This window comes from Postechiella marina, assembly GCF_039538365.1.
GTDB classification, from domain to species: Bacteria; Bacteroidota; Bacteroidia; order Flavobacteriales; family Flavobacteriaceae; genus Postechiella; species Postechiella marina.
This window is the reverse complement of sequence record NZ_BAABCA010000003.1, coordinates 248,472-266,364: the sequence shown is the minus strand read 5'-3', so window position 1 is coordinate 266,364 and position 17,893 is coordinate 248,472. Positions and strand designations below refer to the sequence as shown.

Sequence of the window (17,893 nt, the reverse complement as noted above, 5' to 3'; positions counted from 1 at the left end):
GAAGTAATTCAATTATATAATATGTCATCAAACAAGAAATACTGGAAAAGTGTTGAAGAGCTAAACGAAAATAGCTCTATTGTTGAGACGCTAAAACAAAACGAGTTTGTATCAGAGATTCCTACTGATGAATTTTTAGGTAATAAAGAGTCATTAGAAGAGTCTACTACAACGCGTCGCGATTTCTTAAAATACGTTGGGTTTAGCACAGCTGCAGCTTCTCTTGCTGCTTGTGAAGGGCCAGTGGTTAAATCGATTCCTTACGTAGTACAGCCAGACGAAATTATTCCTGGTGTTGCAAATTACTATGCAACAACTATTGCAAACGGATTTGATTTTGCAAGTGTTTTAGTTAGAACTCGTGAGGGTCGTCCAATTAAGATTGAAAACAATACTATGGCAGCTACCAATGGTAGTGCAAATGCAAGAGTTAATGCTTCGGTTTTAGGATTGTACGATAGTTTAAGAGCGCAAGGACCAAGTAAAGCTGGCGAAGCGATTTCTTGGAGCGATTTTGATGCTGAAACATCAAAAGCTTTAGAAAGCTTAAAAGGTGGAAATAAAGATATTGTGTTATTAACACAAACTTTTGCTAGTCCTTCTACAAGTAAACTAATTTCTCAATTCAAAGAAAAATATGGTAATGTTCGTCATGTAGTTTACGATTCAGTTTCTGAATCTGCTGCATTAGATGCTTACCAAGCAAAATATGGAGAACGAGGTTTAGCGAATTACGACTTCTCTAAAGCGATGACAGTTGTTTCTGTTGGAGCAGATTTCTTAGGAGATTGGCAAGGTGGAGGTTTTGATGCTGGATATTCTAAGAATAGAGTGCCACAGCATGGTAAAATGTCTCGACACGTTCAGTTTGAGTCTAATATGTCTCTTTCTGGTGCAAATGCAGATAAGCGTGTGCCATTAACACCAAGTGAACAAAAAATAGCTTTAGCAAAATTATATAGTTATGTTGTTGGTGGTTCTGTTTCTGGAACTTTACCAGAGCATATAGAAGCTGCTGTAAAGAGTGCTGCTTCTCAACTAAAAAAGGCAGGAAGTAAAGGAGTAGTAGTTACAGGAATTCAAGATGTAAATGCACAAACTGTTGCTTTAGAGATTAACGAAGCTTTAAACAGTAAAGCATTTGATCCTGCTACGCCAATTAAAACAAGACAAGGTAATGATAAAGAGGTTGCTAAATTAGTAGCCGATATGAAATCAGGGAAAGTTGGTGCTATTATTATGAGTGGTGTTAACCCTGTTTATAGTTTAGCAAATGCTTCAGAGTTTTCTGAAGGATTAAAGAATGTAGCTTTATCGGTATCGTTTTCTTTAAAAGCAGACGAAACAGCTTCACAAACACAATATTTAGCTGCAGTACCTCATTATTTAGAGTCTTGGGGTGACGTTGAACTTAAAAAAGGACATTATGCATTAACGCAACCTACTATTCGTCCTTTATTTGATACAAGACAATTTCAAGAGGCTTTATTAAAATGGACAGGAAACAGTGTTTCATACCACGATTATATTAAAGAAACTTGGGGAACATCTATTTTAGGTGGTGGGTCTTTTAATACAGCATTACATGATGGTGTTTTTGTTGGAACAATAGCTACTGAAGTAGAGGATACAGCAACAGCATCAGAAGATGTTGAAGTGTCTTCTGGAAATGCAGCTAGAGCATTATCAGCTTCAGCTAAATCAGAAGGGTTAGAATTAACTCTATACACTAAAACAGGTATGGGTGATGGACAACAAGCCAACAACCCATGGTTACAAGAGTTTCCAGACCCTATAACTAGAGCATCTTGGGATAACTACTTGACGGTTTCTAGAGCAGATGCAGAAGCATTAGGCCTAGAAAATAAACATGTTGCTAACGGTGCCTTAAATGGAAGTTATGCAAATGTTACTGTAAATGGTGTTACAATTACTGCTCCGGTAATGATTCAACCAGGACAAGCAAAAGGTTCTGTTGGGTTAGCATTAGGATACGGTAAAAAATTAGGATTAAAAACAGAAATGCAAACAGGTGTTAATGCCTTTGCATTATACCAAAACTTTAATAATGTACAAAACGTTACTATAGAGGCAGCTGCTGGCGAACATGAGTTTGCTTCTGTACAGTTGCACAATACCTTAATGGGACGTGGAGATATTATTAAAGAAACTACTTTAGAAATTTTTAATACTAAAGATAAAAAACACTGGAACGCTGTTCCTATGGTGTCTTTAAATCATAATCCGGTAGAGGTAACCTCTCCAGAAGTTGATTTATGGGATGAATTTGATCGTTCTATTGGGCATCACTTTAATTTATCTATAGATTTAAATGCTTGTACAGGTTGTGGGGCATGTGTTATAGCATGTCATGCAGAAAACAATGTGCCAGTAGTTGGAAAAAGTGAAGTAAGACGAAGTAGAGATATGCACTGGTTGCGTATTGATAGATATTATTCATCTGAAGAATCTTTTGCAGGTGATAATGAGAAGAAAGATAATATTTCTGGTTTAGGAAGCTCTTTAAGTGAGTTTGGAGAAATGGAAAATGCTTCTGATAATCCTCAGGTAGCTTTCCAACCAGTAATGTGTCAGCATTGTAACCATGCACCTTGTGAAACTGTATGTCCGGTGGCTGCAACATCACATGGTCGTCAAGGTCAAAACCATATGGCATATAACCGTTGTGTAGGTACTAGATATTGTGCAAATAACTGCCCTTATAAAGTACGTCGTTTCAACTGGTTCTTGTACAATGGTAATGATGAGTTTGATTATCATATGAATGATGATTTAGGACGTATGGTATTAAATCCAGACGTAGTTGTTCGTTCTCGTGGTGTTATGGAAAAATGTTCTATGTGTATTCAAAAAACACAAAAAACCATTCTTGATGCAAAACGCGATGGTCGAGTAATTAAAGATGGAGAATTTCAAACAGCATGTTCTGCAGCTTGTAGTAGCGGAGCCATGGTATTTGGAGATATTAATGATAAAGACAGTAAAGTTGCAAAACTTTTAGAAGATAACCGTATGTATCACTTGTTAGAGCACGTTGGGACAAAACCTAATGTACAATATCATACAAAAGTGAGAAACACAACCGAAGCATAAATTAATTAAAGAATCAATTATATAATTATGGCGTCTCATTACGAAGCACCTATTAGAAGACCTTTAGTTACAGGAGAAAAATCATACCACGACGTAACTGTGGATGTGGCTAAACCTGTAGAAGGAAAAGCAAACAAACAATGGTGGATAGTTTTTTCTATAGCACTTATGGCTTTCCTTTGGGGAATTGGATGTATACTTTACACAGTATCTACAGGTATTGGAACTTGGGGTCTTAACAAGACTGTAGGTTGGGCTTGGGATATTACTAACTTCGTTTGGTGGGTTGGTATTGGTCATGCAGGAACACTTATTTCTGCTGTACTATTACTTTTCCGTCAAAAATGGAGAATGGCAATTAACCGTTCTGCAGAAGCAATGACAATTTTCTCTGTAGTTCAGGCAGGTTTATTTCCAATTATTCACATGGGTCGACCATGGTTAGGATATTGGGTATTACCAATTCCGAATCAATTTGGTTCGTTATGGGTAAACTTTAACTCGCCTTTACTTTGGGATGTATTTGCAATTTCTACATATTTATCTGTGTCATTAGTTTTCTGGTGGACAGGTTTATTACCAGATTTTGCCATGTTAAGAGATAGAGCAGTAAAACCTTTTCAAAAGAAAATATATGCGTTATTAAGTTTTGGATGGTCTGGTAGAGCAAAAGATTGGCAACGTTTTGAAGAAGTATCTTTAGTTCTTGCTGGTTTAGCAACACCTTTGGTACTTTCTGTTCATACTATTGTATCTTTTGATTTTGCTACATCTGTTATACCTGGCTGGCACACGACAATATTTCCTCCTTATTTTGTTGCAGGAGCTGTATTTTCTGGATTTGCTATGGTAAACACGCTTCTTATTATTATGAGAAAAGTGTGTAATCTTGAAGACTATATTACTGTACAACACATCGAATTAATGAATATTGTAATTATGATTACAGGTTCTATAGTTGGTGTAGCCTATATTACAGAGTTATTTATAGCTTGGTATTCTGGAGTTGAGTACGAACAATATGCATTTTTAAATAGAGCAACAGGACCTTACTGGTGGGCATATTGGGCAATGATGACTTGTAATGTGTTTTCTCCACAATTTATGTGGTTCAAGAAACTTAGAACAAGTATTATGTTCTCTTTCTTTATCTCTATTGTAGTAAACATAGGAATGTGGTTTGAGCGTTTTGTAATTATTGTAACATCGTTGCATAGAGATTACCTTCCATCATCATGGACTATGTTCTCGCCTACATTTGTAGATATTGGAATATTCATAGGTACAATAGGATTCTTCTTTGTATTATTCTTATTATACTCAAGAACCTTCCCAGTAATTGCACAGGCAGAGGTTAAGACGATTTTAAAATCTTCTGGAGAACGTTACAAAAGAATTAGAGAAGCCGGAGACAGTTTAGCTGGTACTGGTGCAGATGCAAGAACATCTGGAGATAATAATAAAACAAAAAACTAAAAGTAGCATATGGAAGCTTCAAAAGTAATTCACGCTATTTATACGGATGATGATATCTTAATGTCTGCTGTTAAAAAGGTAAAGGCAGAAAGATTTCACATAGAGGAAATTTATACACCTTTTCCAGTTCACGGACTAGACAAAGCGATGGGGTTAGAACCAACACGTATTGCAATAACAGCATTTATGTATGGTTTAGTTGGTTTAACAGTGGCAATAACAATGATGAATTTCATTATGATTGAAGATTGGCCACAAAACATTGGTGGTAAGCCAAGTTTTAGTTATATAGAAAACATGCCATCATTTGTACCAATTATGTTCGAATTAACGGTGTTTTTCGCGGCTCACTTAATGGTAATAACATTTTACTTGCGTAGTAGAATGTGGCCATTTAAAAATGCAGAAAACCCAGACCCAAGAACTACAGATGACCATTTTTTAATGGAAATTGCAGTTAATGGAAACGAAAACGAACTTGAAAGCTTACTTAAAGATACAGGTGCAGTTGAGATTAATTTAATTGATAAAGCGCATTAAGATAAAGATGAAAAGCTTAATTAAAATATCAGTCATAGCAATGGTTTTACTAACTATTGTTTCATGTAAAAAAGATACTAGACCAAACTATCAATTCATGCCTAATATGTATGAGTCTGCAGGTTACGAAACTTACGGTGAAAACGATATGTTTGCAAACGGTATGGAAGCAAGAATGCCTGTAGAAGGATCAATACCTAGAGGTTACGTACCATTTGATATAGAAAACTCTACAGAAGGTTACAACTTAGCAAAAACAACGTTAGTAAACCCATTAGATTCAACTCAAGTTGATTTAGCTAAAGGAAAAGCTTTATACGATGTTTACTGTGGGATTTGCCACGGTAATAAAGGTAACGGACAAGGGAACTTAGTTAAAAGAGAAAAAATACTTGGTATACCTAGTTACGATGATGCGGGTAGAGCAATTACAGCAGGAAGTATTTATCATACTATTTACTACGGTAAAAATGCGATGGGTTCTTATGCTAATCAATTAAAACAAGAAGAACGTTGGCAAGTAGTTTCATACGTGTTAAAGTTAAAATCAGATTTAGAAAAGTAAGATTATATTAGATATGTACACATTTTCAAATAAATTAAAGACATTTTCTTTTATTCTAATGATTTTAGGAGCATTAGGAGTAGGATATGGTTTTATGTCATCTCACCAAAGTCTAGATGATGTAAAAGTTATGCTTGCTGAAGAAGCTTCCGGTCATGGTGGTCATGCTGAAGCAGCAACACATGAGGTTGCAGATTCTCATGCTGCATCTGGAGAAGAACATCATGCAGAACAAGCAGATGCTCATCATGGTGATGCTCATGCAGAACACGTAATGCACCAATTACATAATAGACCTTGGTCTGCTTTATATGTAGCAGCTTTTTTCTTTATGATGATAGCTTTAGGTGTTTTAGCTTTTTACGCTGTACAATTTGCTTCTCAAGCAGGTTGGTCTCCAGTGCTTTTTAGAGTAATGGAAGGTATTACTGCTTATTTATTACCAGGCGCTTTAATTGTGTTGGCAATAGCTTTATTAGCTGGTGATCATATTTTTATCTGGATGAATCCAGAGGTTGTTGCAGAAGATGCATTAATTCAAGGAAAATCGGGTTGGTTAAATAAACCAATGTTTGCAGTTCGTGGATTAATATTTATTGCAGGTTGGTTTGCTTACCGTCATTTTTCAAGAAAATTTTCTATTGCACAAGATAATGCTAACGATAACAGTAACTTTAAAAAAACTTTTCGTATTTCAGCAGCATTTTTAGTATTCTTCTTATATTCAGAATCTATTATGTCATGGGATTGGATAATGAGTGTAGACCCTCACTGGTTTTCTACATTGTTTGGATGGTATGTTTTTGCAAGTATGTTTGTAAGCGGTATTACTGTAATATCTTTAATTACTATCTATTTAAAGTCTAAAGGCTATTTAGAGTTTGTAAATGCAAATCATTTACATGATGTAGCTAAATTTATGTTTGCTATTAGTATTTTCTGGACTTACTTATGGTTTTCACAATTTATGCTTATTTGGTATTCTAACATTCCTGAAGAGGTAACATACTTTATAACTCGTATAAACGATTATAACTTACCATTTTTTGGAATGGTGGTTTTAAACTTTGTCTTCCCAGTATTAATGTTAATGAATGCAGATTATAAACGTATTCCTTGGTTTGTTGTAATGACTGGAATAGTAATATTATTTGGTCATTATATTGATATCTTCAATATGATTATGCCAGCAACAGTAGGAGATAGATGGTTTATTGGGATTCCAGAAATATCATCTGTATTATTATTTGCAGGGTTATTTATCTTTATAGTTTTTACTGCTTTAACAAAGGCACCATTATTATCTAAAGGAAACCCTTTAATCAAGGAAAGTCAAGATTTCCATTATTAATCAGTTATAAATAAAGAAGAAAGAGAACAATGACTACTTTATTAACAATTATAGTTTTAATATTCATTTTAATTGCCATATGGCAAATGGTAAAGATTTTCGATTTAGCTCAAGCTAAAAATGAAAATGCAAACTATGGGGTTGCTACCGATAAGGATAATACATTAAATGGATATTTAATGATGGGCTTCCTAGCTTTTATTTACATTATTACCATTGTGTGTTTTGTAAAATGGGGCGATTTACCATTAATGTCTAATTCAGCATCAGAACACGGACCGACAATAGATAACTTAATGGTTATCTCTATGGTGCTTATATTTATTACTCAAACAATTACTCAGTTTTTATTACATTATTTTGCTTTTAAATATAAAGGTGAGAAAGGTAAAAAAGCTTTATTCTTTGCTGATAATAATAAACTTGAATTTATTTGGACAATTATTCCTGTAATAGTTTTAGCAGGTTTAATTATTTATGGATTAAATACTTGGATTAATATTACTAGTGTAGATGAAACTGAAGATCCATTAATTGTTGAATTATATGCACAGCAGTTTAACTGGAAAGCTAGATACGCTGGAGCTGATAATACTTTAGGGAAATCAAATGTTCGTTTAATCGATATAGATCGTGCTAATATTCTTGGTTTAGATGAAGGCGATATTAATGCACAAGACGACATTATTACTACAGAGTTACACTTACCTGTAGGAAAGCCTGTATTATTTAAAATGCGTTCTCAAGATGTACTTCATTCTGCTTACATGCCTCACTTTAGAGCACAAATGAACTGTGTTCCTGGTATGATTACGCAGTTTGGTTTTACACCTACTGTAACTACTAAAGACATGCGAGCAACTCCTCAAATGATAGAGAAAGTTGCAAATATTAATAAAATTAGAGTTGAAAATAGTAAACCATTAATTGCTAAAGGCGAAGAAGCCTTAGAGCGTTACGAGTTTGATTACATCTTATTATGTAATAAAATTTGTGGTAAATCTCACTACAATATGCAAATGAAAATTATTGTAGAAACTCAAGAAGAATATGATGCTTGGATTAAAGAGCAAAAGGTATTCAAGAATTCTCTAATTAACTAATTATAAAGATTAACACGATATAAGATTATGTCAGCACACGCAGATACACACGCTCACGACGACGACCACGGACATCATCCTAAAGAAACGTTTGTAACTAAATACATCTTTAGTCAAGACCACAAAATGATTGCTAAACAGTACCTTATTACGGGTACTATAATGGGTGTTATTGGGGTTTTAATGTCATTAATGTTCCGTATGCAAATTGCTTGGCCAGAAGAGCCAAACGTATTGTTTGAAGCATTATTAGGTAAATGGGCTCCCGATGGAGTTATGGATGCAGATATTTATTTAGCATTAGTAACAATTCACGGTACTATAATGGTATTCTTTGTACTAACAGCTGGTTTAAGTGGTACATTTAGTAACTTATTAATTCCGTTGCAAATTGGTGCTCGTGATATGGCTTCTGGTTTTTTAAATATGGTATCTTATTGGTTATTCTTTTTATCAAGTGTAATCATGGTTATTTCATTGTTTGTTGAAGCAGGTCCAGCTGCAGCTGGATGGACAATCTACCCTCCATTAAGTGCATTGCCAATGGCTCAAGGTGGTTCTGGAATGGGTATGACGCTTTGGTTAGTATCTATGGCTATATTTATTGCTTCTTCTTTATTAGGATCATTAAATTATGTAGTTACAGTAATTAACTTGCGTACAAAAGGTATGTCTATGACTAGATTACCTCTTACAATATGGGCATTTTTTGTAACTGCTATTATTGGTGTTATTTCTTTCCCTGTATTATTATCTGCCGCATTATTATTAATAATGGATCGAAGCTTTGGAACATCTTTCTTCTTATCAGATATATTTATTCAAGGCGAGGTATTACACTACCAAGGAGGATCTCCAGTTTTGTTTGAACACTTATTTTGGTTCTTAGGTCATCCAGAAGTATATATTGTAATATTACCTGCCATGGGATTAGTTTCTGAAATTATGGCATCTAACTCACGTAAACCAATTTTTGGTTACAGAGCAATGATAACATCTATATTGGCTATTGCATTCCTTTCAACAATTGTTTGGGGACACCATATGTTTATCTCAGGTATGAATCCTTTCTTAGGATCTGTATTTACATTTACAACATTATTAATTGCAATACCTTCAGCTGTAAAAGCCTTTAACTGGATTACAACCCTCTGGAAAGGTAACTTGCAAATGAATCCTGCAATGTTGTTTTCTATAGGTTTTGTTTCAACATTTATTACAGGAGGTTTAACGGGTATTATTTTAGGTGATAGTGCATTAGACATTAATGTACACGATACATATTTTGTTGTAGCTCACTTCCACTTAGTAATGGGTATATCTGCGCTTTATGGTATGTTTGCTGGTATTTATCACTGGTATCCTAAAATGTTTGGACGTATGCTTAACAAAAATTTGGGTTACATTCACTTTTGGATAACTGCTGTTTGTGCTTATGGAGTTTTCTTTCCAATGCACTTTATAGGTATGGCAGGATTACCACGTCGTTATTATACAAACTCTAATTTCCCTCTATTTGATGATTTAGCAAACGTTAATGTAATCATTACAATTTTTGCATTAATTGGAGGTGTTACTCAATTAGTATATTTATACAATTTCTTTAGCAGTATTTTCTACGGAAAGAAAGCTACACAAAACCCATGGAAGTCTACAACTTTAGAGTGGACAACTCCTGTAGAACATATACATGGTAACTGGCCTGGAGCTATCCCTCATGTATACCGTTGGGCTTACGATTATAGTAAACCAGGACATGATGTCGATTTTGTTCCTCAGGATATTCCTTTAAAAGAGGGAGAAGAAGAATTACAACATTAAAATATTTTATAATAACAATATATAAAGCCTTTCCTATTCGGAAAGGCTTTTTGTTTATATTTGCTTATAGTCAACGCGTTTAAGTAAGCTGCTTTAACATAATATTTAATGAACAAAAATTTAGATCCATCAAACGATAATTTTTCTCCTGAAGAAATAGATATTGAGAAACAATTAAGGCCTTTAGAATTTAGCGATTTTACAGGACAAGATCAGGTGTTGGAGAATCTTCAAATTTTTGTTCAGGCTGCTAATTTACGAGGAGAGGCTCTTGATCATACTTTATTTCATGGTCCTCCAGGTTTAGGTAAAACAACTCTAGCACATATATTGGCTAACGAATTAAGTGTGGGTATTAAAGTGACATCTGGTCCTGTATTGGACAAACCTGGAGATTTAGCAGGTTTATTAACCAATTTAGATGATAGAGATGTATTATTTATAGATGAAATTCATAGGTTAAGTCCTATTGTAGAAGAGTATTTGTACTCGGCAATGGAAGATTATAAGATTGATATAATGATTGAATCTGGACCTAATGCGCGAACTGTTCAAATTAATTTAAATCCATTTACTTTAGTAGGGGCTACAACTCGTTCAGGATTATTAACATCTCCAATGCGAGCACGTTTTGGTATACAAAGTAGGCTCCAGTACTATAAAACCGATTTATTAACTACCATAGTACAAAGAAGTGCTAGTATTTTAGAAGTGCCTATTTCTATGGAGGCTGCTATAGAAATAGCAGGTAGAAGTCGTGGCACACCTAGAATTGCTAATGCATTATTAAGACGTGTTCGAGACTTTGCTCAAATTAAAGGAAATGGTAGTATAGATATTAAGATTGCCAAATATGCTTTAGAAGCCTTGAATGTGGACGCTCATGGGCTAGACGAAATGGATAATAAAATACTAGCAACCATAATAGATAAATTTAAAGGCGGACCAGTAGGTATATCTACAATAGCAACTGCAGTTAGTGAAAGTACAGAAACTATTGAGGAAGTTTACGAACCTTTTTTAATTCAGCAAGGTTTTATAATGCGTACACCTCGTGGTAGAGAAGTAACAGAAGCCGCTTATAAGCATTTAGGCAAAGTAAAGGGGTCTGTTCAAGGTGGTTTGTTTTAAGATCCTTTTTAGGGTATTTTAATTGCAAAACAGTAAATTTAAATACTCTTTTTTTTCATTATAAAAGATTTATAACCCATGCTTTTAGATAATAACACTTTTAATCTATAAGTTTGTGGTATGCCTAAATATAAATACCCAAATACGGTTTCTTTTTTTAAGTTTTTGTTGGGTGTATCTGCAATTGCTAAAAACCCAATTCCGTTTCATAACAAGTGGTTTAATGATGTAGGAGATACTTTTGCAATAAAGTCGCCTTTTTATGGGTATATTGTTTTAACGCGAGATGCTTCAGTAACAAAGCATATGCTTCAAAAAAATCATAAAGTATATTACAAATCTAAAATTCAAACAACGTATTTATCAAAATATGTTGGCTACGGACTTTTAACATCTAGTGGAGACTATTGGCTTAAACAACGACGGTTAATTCAACCCGCTTTTCATAAAGAAAAAATAAATAATCTCGTTTCTATAATTGAAGTTGCAATAGGATCTAATGTAAAAAATATAAAGGATGATGGCCTAGTAGATTTATATTCTATAATGAATGAATTAGCATTTGATGTCGTGGCAAAATCATTATTTAATTTTTCGGCAGAAAAAGATACTTTAATACGGTTACAATTTATAATTGAAAAGCTACAATTGTTTATTGTTAAAGAGTTACGACTACCTTATAAAAAGTTATGGTATAAATTGAATGGAGATATTAACTATCACATGAAGTTAGTTAAAGAAAGTCAAGATATAATTAATAATGTAATCGAAAAAAGACGACAATCTAAAAAAGAGCATGACGATCTTTTAGATATGTTATTAAAGGCAGAGTATGAAGATGGTTCTACAATGACTAATAAGCAATTAATAGACGAAATATTAATTTTGTTTGTTGCAGGTCACGAAACTACAGCAAACTCGTTAACATTTACCTTAAAACTTTTAGCAGAACATGAAAATGTTTTAAATAAAGTAGAAGCAGAAGTAAAGGAGATAGCGTCTAATAAATTAAGTGCTTTAGAAGAAATAAAAAGTCTAACTTATACCATGAGCTGTATAGAAGAAAGTTTACGCTTATATCCGCCAGCGTGGATAACAGATAGAGTAAATATAGAAGATGATAAGGTTGATGATTATTTTTTAAAAAAAGGAACTATTTTAGGAGCTTCAATTTATGAGTTACATAGAAATGAAAAGTATTGGAAACACGCCGAAGCTTTTAAGCCAGAACGTTTTTCCAAAGAAAATAAAAAAGACATAATGCCTTATTACATGCCTTTTGGAGCAGGCCCAAGACTATGTATTGGTAATAATTTTGCTATGTACGAAATGGTTTTGGCTGTTAGTGCCATTGTTAAAAAATTTAATATTTCATCAGATAGTAAAAAAATAAAAATAAACCCTTTAATTACTCTAAAACCAGTAGATGTTAAATTGAAGTTTACTTTAAAAGGGCATGATAAATAACAAAGAAAAATATTCTAATCTTATAAAAAACGAAGCCAAACGTCTTGGTTTTTTGTCTTGTGGTATAAGCAAAGCAGGTTTTTTGGAAGTAGAAGCTCCCAGATTAGAAAATTGGCTAAACAAAAATATGAATGGTCAAATGCAATACATGGAGAATCATTTTGATAAGCGTTTAGACCCTACGAAATTGGTAGAAGACTCTAAAAGTGTTATTTCATTATTACTTAATTATTACCCTTCCAAAATTCAAAACGATAAAACAACTCCAAAATTATCTAAATATGCTTATGGTAACGATTATCATCATGTAATAAAACATAAACTTAAATCGCTTTTAAATTTTATTCAAGATGAAATTGGAGAGGTTTCAGGACGAGCTTTTGTCGATTCTGCTCCGGTTTTAGACAAAGCTTGGGCATCTAAATCTGGTTTAGGTTGGGTTGGAAAGCATAGTAATTTATTAACTCAGCAAGTAGGTTCGTTTTATTTTATTGCAGAATTAATTATAGATTTAGATTTAGAGTACGATTTACCAACAACAGATCATTGTGGAACATGCACAGCTTGTATAGATGCGTGCCCTACAGAGGCAATTACAGAGCCTTATGTTGTAGATGGCAGTAAGTGTATTTCTTATTTTACAATAGAACTAAAAGAGAATTTGCCAAATGAGTTTAAGGGTAAGTTTGATAATTGGATGTTTGGTTGCGATGTTTGCCAAGATGTATGCCCATGGAATAAGTTTTCAAAACCGCATAACGAACCTTTGTTTAATCCGCACCCAGAATTACTATCTATGAGTAAAAAAGATTGGGAAGAAATAACCGAAGATACATTTAAAAAAGTATTTCAAAAGTCGGCAGTAAAACGCACAAAGTATTCAGGGCTTAAAAGAAACATTAATTTCTTAAAATAGGGTTAAAAAGAACAGTTAAAAGGTTAAATGATTCTTAATTAAGTCGATTTGAAAGAAAATAAAACAAAAGTATTTGTGGTTTAAGTACTATTCTAAGGTGTAATTTTATTAGATTTGTTTAACTAAACAAACCCATTTTGATAAAGCCCCTAGAATCTCTTAACGAAAAAGAAAGAGTAAAAAGCTTAAAAGCTTACTCTATTCTGGATACTATTCCAGAATCTAGTTACGACGATTTAACAGCTATAGCTGCTCAAATATGTGGGACTCCAATTTCTCTTGTTAGTCTTTTAGACGATAAAAGACAGTGGTTTAAATCTCATCATGGACTAGATGCTACAGAAACGCCTAAGGAGTATGCTTTTTGTGGACATGCCATTAATAATCCTGATGATATATTTGTTGTTCAAGATTCTAGAACAGACGAGCGGTTTCAAGACAATCCTTTAGTAACAGGAGATCCACACGTTATTTTCTATGCAGGAATTCCGTTAGTAAATAAGAGTGGTTTTGCTTTAGGTACTTTATGTGTAATAGACCATAAGCCCAATGTGCTTAGTGTAAGCCAAATAAAGTCTTTAAAAGCTCTTTCTAATCAAGTTATGAATCTATTAGAGCTTCATAAAAGTAAATTGTTACTAGAAGATACTTTAAAAAACTTAGAAGAAAAGAATGAAGCGCTAGAGCGTTTTGCGTTTATAGCTGCACACGACCTTAAATCGCCTTTAAATAACATTACAAGTTTAGCAGAACTTGTATTAAGCGAATACAATTTAAAGATTGACGAAGAGGGGCAAAATATGCTAAAAATCATTATAACATCTACAGGGAGTTTAAGTGGTTTAATAGATGGCTTGTTAAACTATAGCAGAAGTGAAGAAATATTAAGAGAAGATACAGCTAAACTTAATGTCGTAGAATTAAAAAATGAGATGATCGATCTTTTTAGCGTAGATAATCATTTAAAAATAACTTTAAAATCATCTTTAACTACTATTGAGGTTAATAAAACTGCAATTAATCAAATTTTAATTAACTTAATATCTAATGCTATAAAATACAACGATAAAGATAATGTTGATATCGAGCTGGGTGTTTCAGAAGACATGACACACTATAAATTTTATGTTGAAGATAAAGGTCCAGGTATTTCAATAGATAATCAAGAAATAATATTTAATATTTTTGAGAAAATTGGTGTAGATAAGTATGGCGAGCATGGTAATGGCATAGGGTTAGCTACAGTAAAAAAGATTGTAGAAAAATTGGGAGGATCAATAAAAGTAAACTCACAATTAGGAAATGGGGCTAAATTTATTTTCACATTAGAGAAATAAATTTTCTAGAATAAGAGATAGAAAGGTATTAATAATTAAGTGTTATAAAAAAAGAAATATAGCGTCAAATTTTTTAAAAGATAGGTTGTTTGGTTAGTAGTATTATTATCTTTGTTCGTTTAGTTAACTAATAATCCATTATGAGTAAACAAAACAAACGCAGCGAAGCTTTAATCTATCACGAAAAGCCAACTCCAGGAAAAATTCAAGTAGTACCAACCAAAAAATATGCAAGCCAAAGAGACTTGTCTTTAGCGTATTCTCCAGGTGTTGCAGAGCCTTGTTTAGAAATTGAAAAAGATAAAAATAATGCCTATAAATACACCGCTAAAGGTAATTTAGTTGCAGTTATATCTAATGGTACAGCTGTTTTAGGTTTAGGTAATATTGGTCCAGAAGCATCTAAACCAGTAATGGAAGGTAAAGGTTTGCTTTTCAAGATATTTGCAGATATAGATGTTTTTGATATTGAAGTTAATACCGAAAATGTAGATGAGTTTATTGAAACAGTAAAGAATATTGCTCCTACATTTGGAGGAATAAATTTAGAAGATATAAAAGCTCCAGAGGCATTCGAAATAGAAAGACGCCTTAAAGAAGAGCTAGATATTCCTGTAATGCACGACGACCAACATGGTACCGCAATAATTTCGGCAGCAGCCTTAATAAATGCATTAGAAATTGCAGAAAAAGATATAAGTAAAGTAAAAATAGTTATTAGTGGTGCGGGAGCAGCAGCTATTTCTTGTTCTCGTTTATACCAAGCTTGCGGTGCAAAACGAGAAAATATGGTAATGCTTGATAGTAAGGGGGTTATTAGAAACGATAGAGATAACTTAACCTCTCAAAAAGCAGAGTTTGCAACACATAGAAAAATAGATACACTAACCGAAGCAATGGTAGATGCAGATGTATTTATTGGTTTATCTATGGCAGATATTGTATCTCCAGACATGCTTTTAGTAATGGCAGAAAAACCTATTGTTTTCGCTATGGCTAACCCTAACCCAGAAATTAATTACCAATTAGCTATAGATACTCGCGACGATATTATTATGGCTACTGGGCGTAGCGATCATCCTAACCAAGTTAATAATGTATTAGGATTTCCATTTATTTTTCGTGGAGCGTTAGACGTACGAGCAAATGCCATTAACGAAGAAATGAAAATGGCAGCGGTTAAAGCTTTAGCTAAGTTAGCTAAAGAGCCAGTGCCAGAACAAGTTAATGTGGCTTACGGAAAAACGAGATTAACCTTTGGTAAAGACTATATTATTCCAAAACCATTCGATCCTCGTTTAATAGCCGAGGTACCACCAGCTGTAGCAAAAGCAGCTATGGATAGTGGCGTTGCTAAACAGCCAATTCTAGATTGGGATAAGTATAAAGAAACTTTAAGAGAGCGTTTAGGTTCTGATAATAAATTGGTTAGACTCTTATTAAACAGAGCTAAACTAGACCCGAAACGTGTTGTTTTTGCAGAAGCAGATCAGCTTGCTGTGGTAAAAGCTGCTCAAATAGCTTTTGAAGAAGGTATTGCTATTCCTATTCTTTTAGGGCGAAAAGAAACTATTGAAGAATTAATGGAAGAGATTGGCTTTGATGAAGATGTTCTTATTGTAGACCCAAAAACAGAAGAAGAAAACGAGCGTAAAAACAGATATGCTAAAGTATATTGGGAGCAAAGAAAGCGTAAAGGTGTAACATATTATGCAGCCCAGCGTTTAATGAGAGAGCGAAATTATTTTGCTGCTATGATGGTTAACGAAGGCGACGCAGACGCATTAATATCTGGTTATTCTAGAAGTTATCCAACGGTAGTAAAACCAATGTTAGAACTTATTGGTATGGCAAAAGGAGCTTCGCGTATTGCAACAACCAATGTTATGATGACAAAAAGAGGGCCTATGTTTTTAAGCGACACCTCAATAAATATAAATCCAACTTCAAAAGATTTGTATAAGATAGCACAAATGACATCTAAGGTTGTTAAAATGTTTGGAATAGAGCCTGTAATGGCAATGACATCTTATTCTAACTTTGGATCTTCGTCTAACGAGCAAGCTACAAAAGTAAGAGAAGCAGTAGCATTGTTGCACCGTAATCATCCAGATTTAGTTGTAGATGGAGAGTTACAAACAGATTTTGCTTTAAATAACGAAATGTTACAAGACCAGTTTCCATTTTCCAAATTAGCAGGAAAAAAAGTAAATACACTAGTTTTTCCTAATTTAGATTCGGCAAACATGACCTATAAATTGCTAAAAGAGTTAAACGGAGCAGATTCAATTGGTCCAATAATGATGGGTATGCGTAAGCCAGTTCATATATTACAATTACATGCAAGCGTAGACGAAATTGTAAACATGACCGCTATTGCTGTTATAGATGCTCAACACAAAGAAAAGTGGGGAATTGAGCACCCAATAGCAGATTAGGCAATTAGAAAATAATTTCCTTACATTTGGGAAGCCAACGAATCGACATAAATGATAACACATATACAAGGAAAACTTACAGAGAAAAACCCAACCCATGTGGTTATAGATTGCAATGGAGTAGGTTATATGCTAAATATTTCATTACATACTTTTTCTCAAATACCAGATAATGAGCAACTAAAACTGTATACTCATTTACAGGTTAAAGAAGATTCGCATACTCTTTATGGGTTTTCTTCTATTGCAGAGCGCGAAATTTTTAGGTTGCTAATATCTGTAAGTGGTATTGGGGCAAGTATAGCTCGTACTATGTTGTCGTCTTTAACTCCAAAACAAGTAAGAGAAGGTATTGCAATTGGCGATGTCGCTTTAATTCAATCTATAAAAGGTATTGGTGCAAAAACAGCTCAACGTGTTATTTTAGACCTTAAAGATAAAGTTCTAAAAATTTATGATTTAGACGAAGTTTCTGTAAGTAAAGGCAATACCAATAAAGATGAAGCGTTATCTGCATTGGAGGTGCTTGGTTTTGTTAAAAAACAGGCAGAACGAGTTGTCGATAAAATTGTTGTAGCACAACCCGAAGCAAGTGTGGAGGATATTATTAAACAGGCTTTAAAAAATTTATAAT

At 33.6% G+C, this 17,893-nt stretch carries 13 protein-coding genes; all 13 read left to right on the top strand.

What is annotated here, in order from left to right:
* The first annotated feature begins 21 nt into the window (after positions 1-21).
* The 13 genes from ABD715_RS07735 (at position 22) to ruvA (ending at position 17,892) form a co-directional block, all read left to right on the top strand.
* Positions 22-3,114, top strand: a complete 3,093-nt coding sequence (locus ABD715_RS07735; protein ID WP_344787571.1) for a TAT-variant-translocated molybdopterin oxidoreductase — start codon at positions 22-24, stop codon at positions 3,112-3,114.
* Positions 3,115-3,141: 27 nt separating this feature from the next.
* Positions 3,142-4,590, top strand: coding sequence for an NrfD/PsrC family molybdoenzyme membrane anchor subunit (nrfD, locus tag ABD715_RS07730; protein WP_344787570.1), 1,449 nt, complete (start codon positions 3,142-3,144; stop codon positions 4,588-4,590).
* Positions 4,591-4,599: 9 nt separating this feature from the next.
* On the top strand, positions 4,600-5,130 hold the full coding sequence (locus ABD715_RS07725; protein WP_344787569.1) for a DUF3341 domain-containing protein: 531 nt from the start codon (positions 4,600-4,602) through the stop codon (positions 5,128-5,130).
* A 7-nt stretch (positions 5,131-5,137) separates the two neighbouring features.
* A complete protein-coding gene (locus ABD715_RS07720) occupies positions 5,138-5,695 on the top strand; it encodes a c-type cytochrome (protein WP_344787567.1) in 558 nt (185 codons plus the stop codon).
* 13 nt (positions 5,696-5,708) lie between these two features.
* On the top strand, positions 5,709-7,046 hold the full coding sequence (locus tag ABD715_RS07715; protein ID WP_344787566.1) for a quinol:cytochrome C oxidoreductase: 1,338 nt from the start codon (positions 5,709-5,711) through the stop codon (positions 7,044-7,046).
* 29 nt (positions 7,047-7,075) lie between these two features.
* Positions 7,076-8,149, top strand: a complete 1,074-nt coding sequence (locus ABD715_RS07710) for a cytochrome c oxidase subunit II (RefSeq protein WP_344787565.1) — start codon at positions 7,076-7,078, stop codon at positions 8,147-8,149.
* Positions 8,150-8,176: 27 nt separating this feature from the next.
* The gene (locus tag ABD715_RS07705) at positions 8,177-9,970 is read left to right on the top strand and encodes a cytochrome c oxidase subunit I (protein WP_344787564.1); all 1,794 of its coding nucleotides are present in this window, start codon (positions 8,177-8,179) and stop codon (positions 9,968-9,970) included.
* A 108-nt stretch (positions 9,971-10,078) separates the two neighbouring features.
* Positions 10,079-11,101: a Holliday junction branch migration DNA helicase RuvB gene (gene ruvB / locus ABD715_RS07700; RefSeq protein ID WP_344787563.1), complete on the top strand. Its 1,023-nt coding sequence runs from the start codon at positions 10,079-10,081 to the stop codon at positions 11,099-11,101.
* A gap of 120 nt (positions 11,102-11,221) precedes the next feature.
* Positions 11,222-12,568 carry a cytochrome P450 gene (locus ABD715_RS07695; protein WP_344787562.1) on the top strand — a complete coding sequence of 449 codons (1,347 nt, stop codon included), beginning with the start codon at positions 11,222-11,224 and terminating at the stop codon, positions 12,566-12,568.
* Positions 12,558-13,484, top strand: a complete 927-nt coding sequence (gene queG / locus ABD715_RS07690; RefSeq protein ID WP_344787561.1) for a tRNA epoxyqueuosine(34) reductase QueG — start codon at positions 12,558-12,560, stop codon at positions 13,482-13,484. The genes ABD715_RS07695 and queG overlap by 11 nt, the downstream gene beginning before the upstream one ends.
* 137 nt (positions 13,485-13,621) lie before the next feature.
* Complete coding sequence (locus ABD715_RS07685) at positions 13,622-14,821, top strand: sensor histidine kinase (RefSeq protein ID WP_344787560.1); 1,200 nt, start codon at positions 13,622-13,624, stop codon at positions 14,819-14,821.
* A 140-nt stretch (positions 14,822-14,961) separates the two neighbouring features.
* On the top strand, positions 14,962-17,259 hold the full coding sequence (locus tag ABD715_RS07680; RefSeq protein WP_344787559.1) for an NADP-dependent malic enzyme: 2,298 nt from the start codon (positions 14,962-14,964) through the stop codon (positions 17,257-17,259).
* Between the two features lie 51 nt (positions 17,260-17,310).
* Entirely contained in the window at positions 17,311-17,892 is a 582-nt protein-coding gene (gene ruvA, locus ABD715_RS07675; RefSeq protein WP_344787558.1) for a Holliday junction branch migration protein RuvA, read from the top strand.
* The last annotated feature ends 1 nt before the right edge of the window (position 17,893 follow it).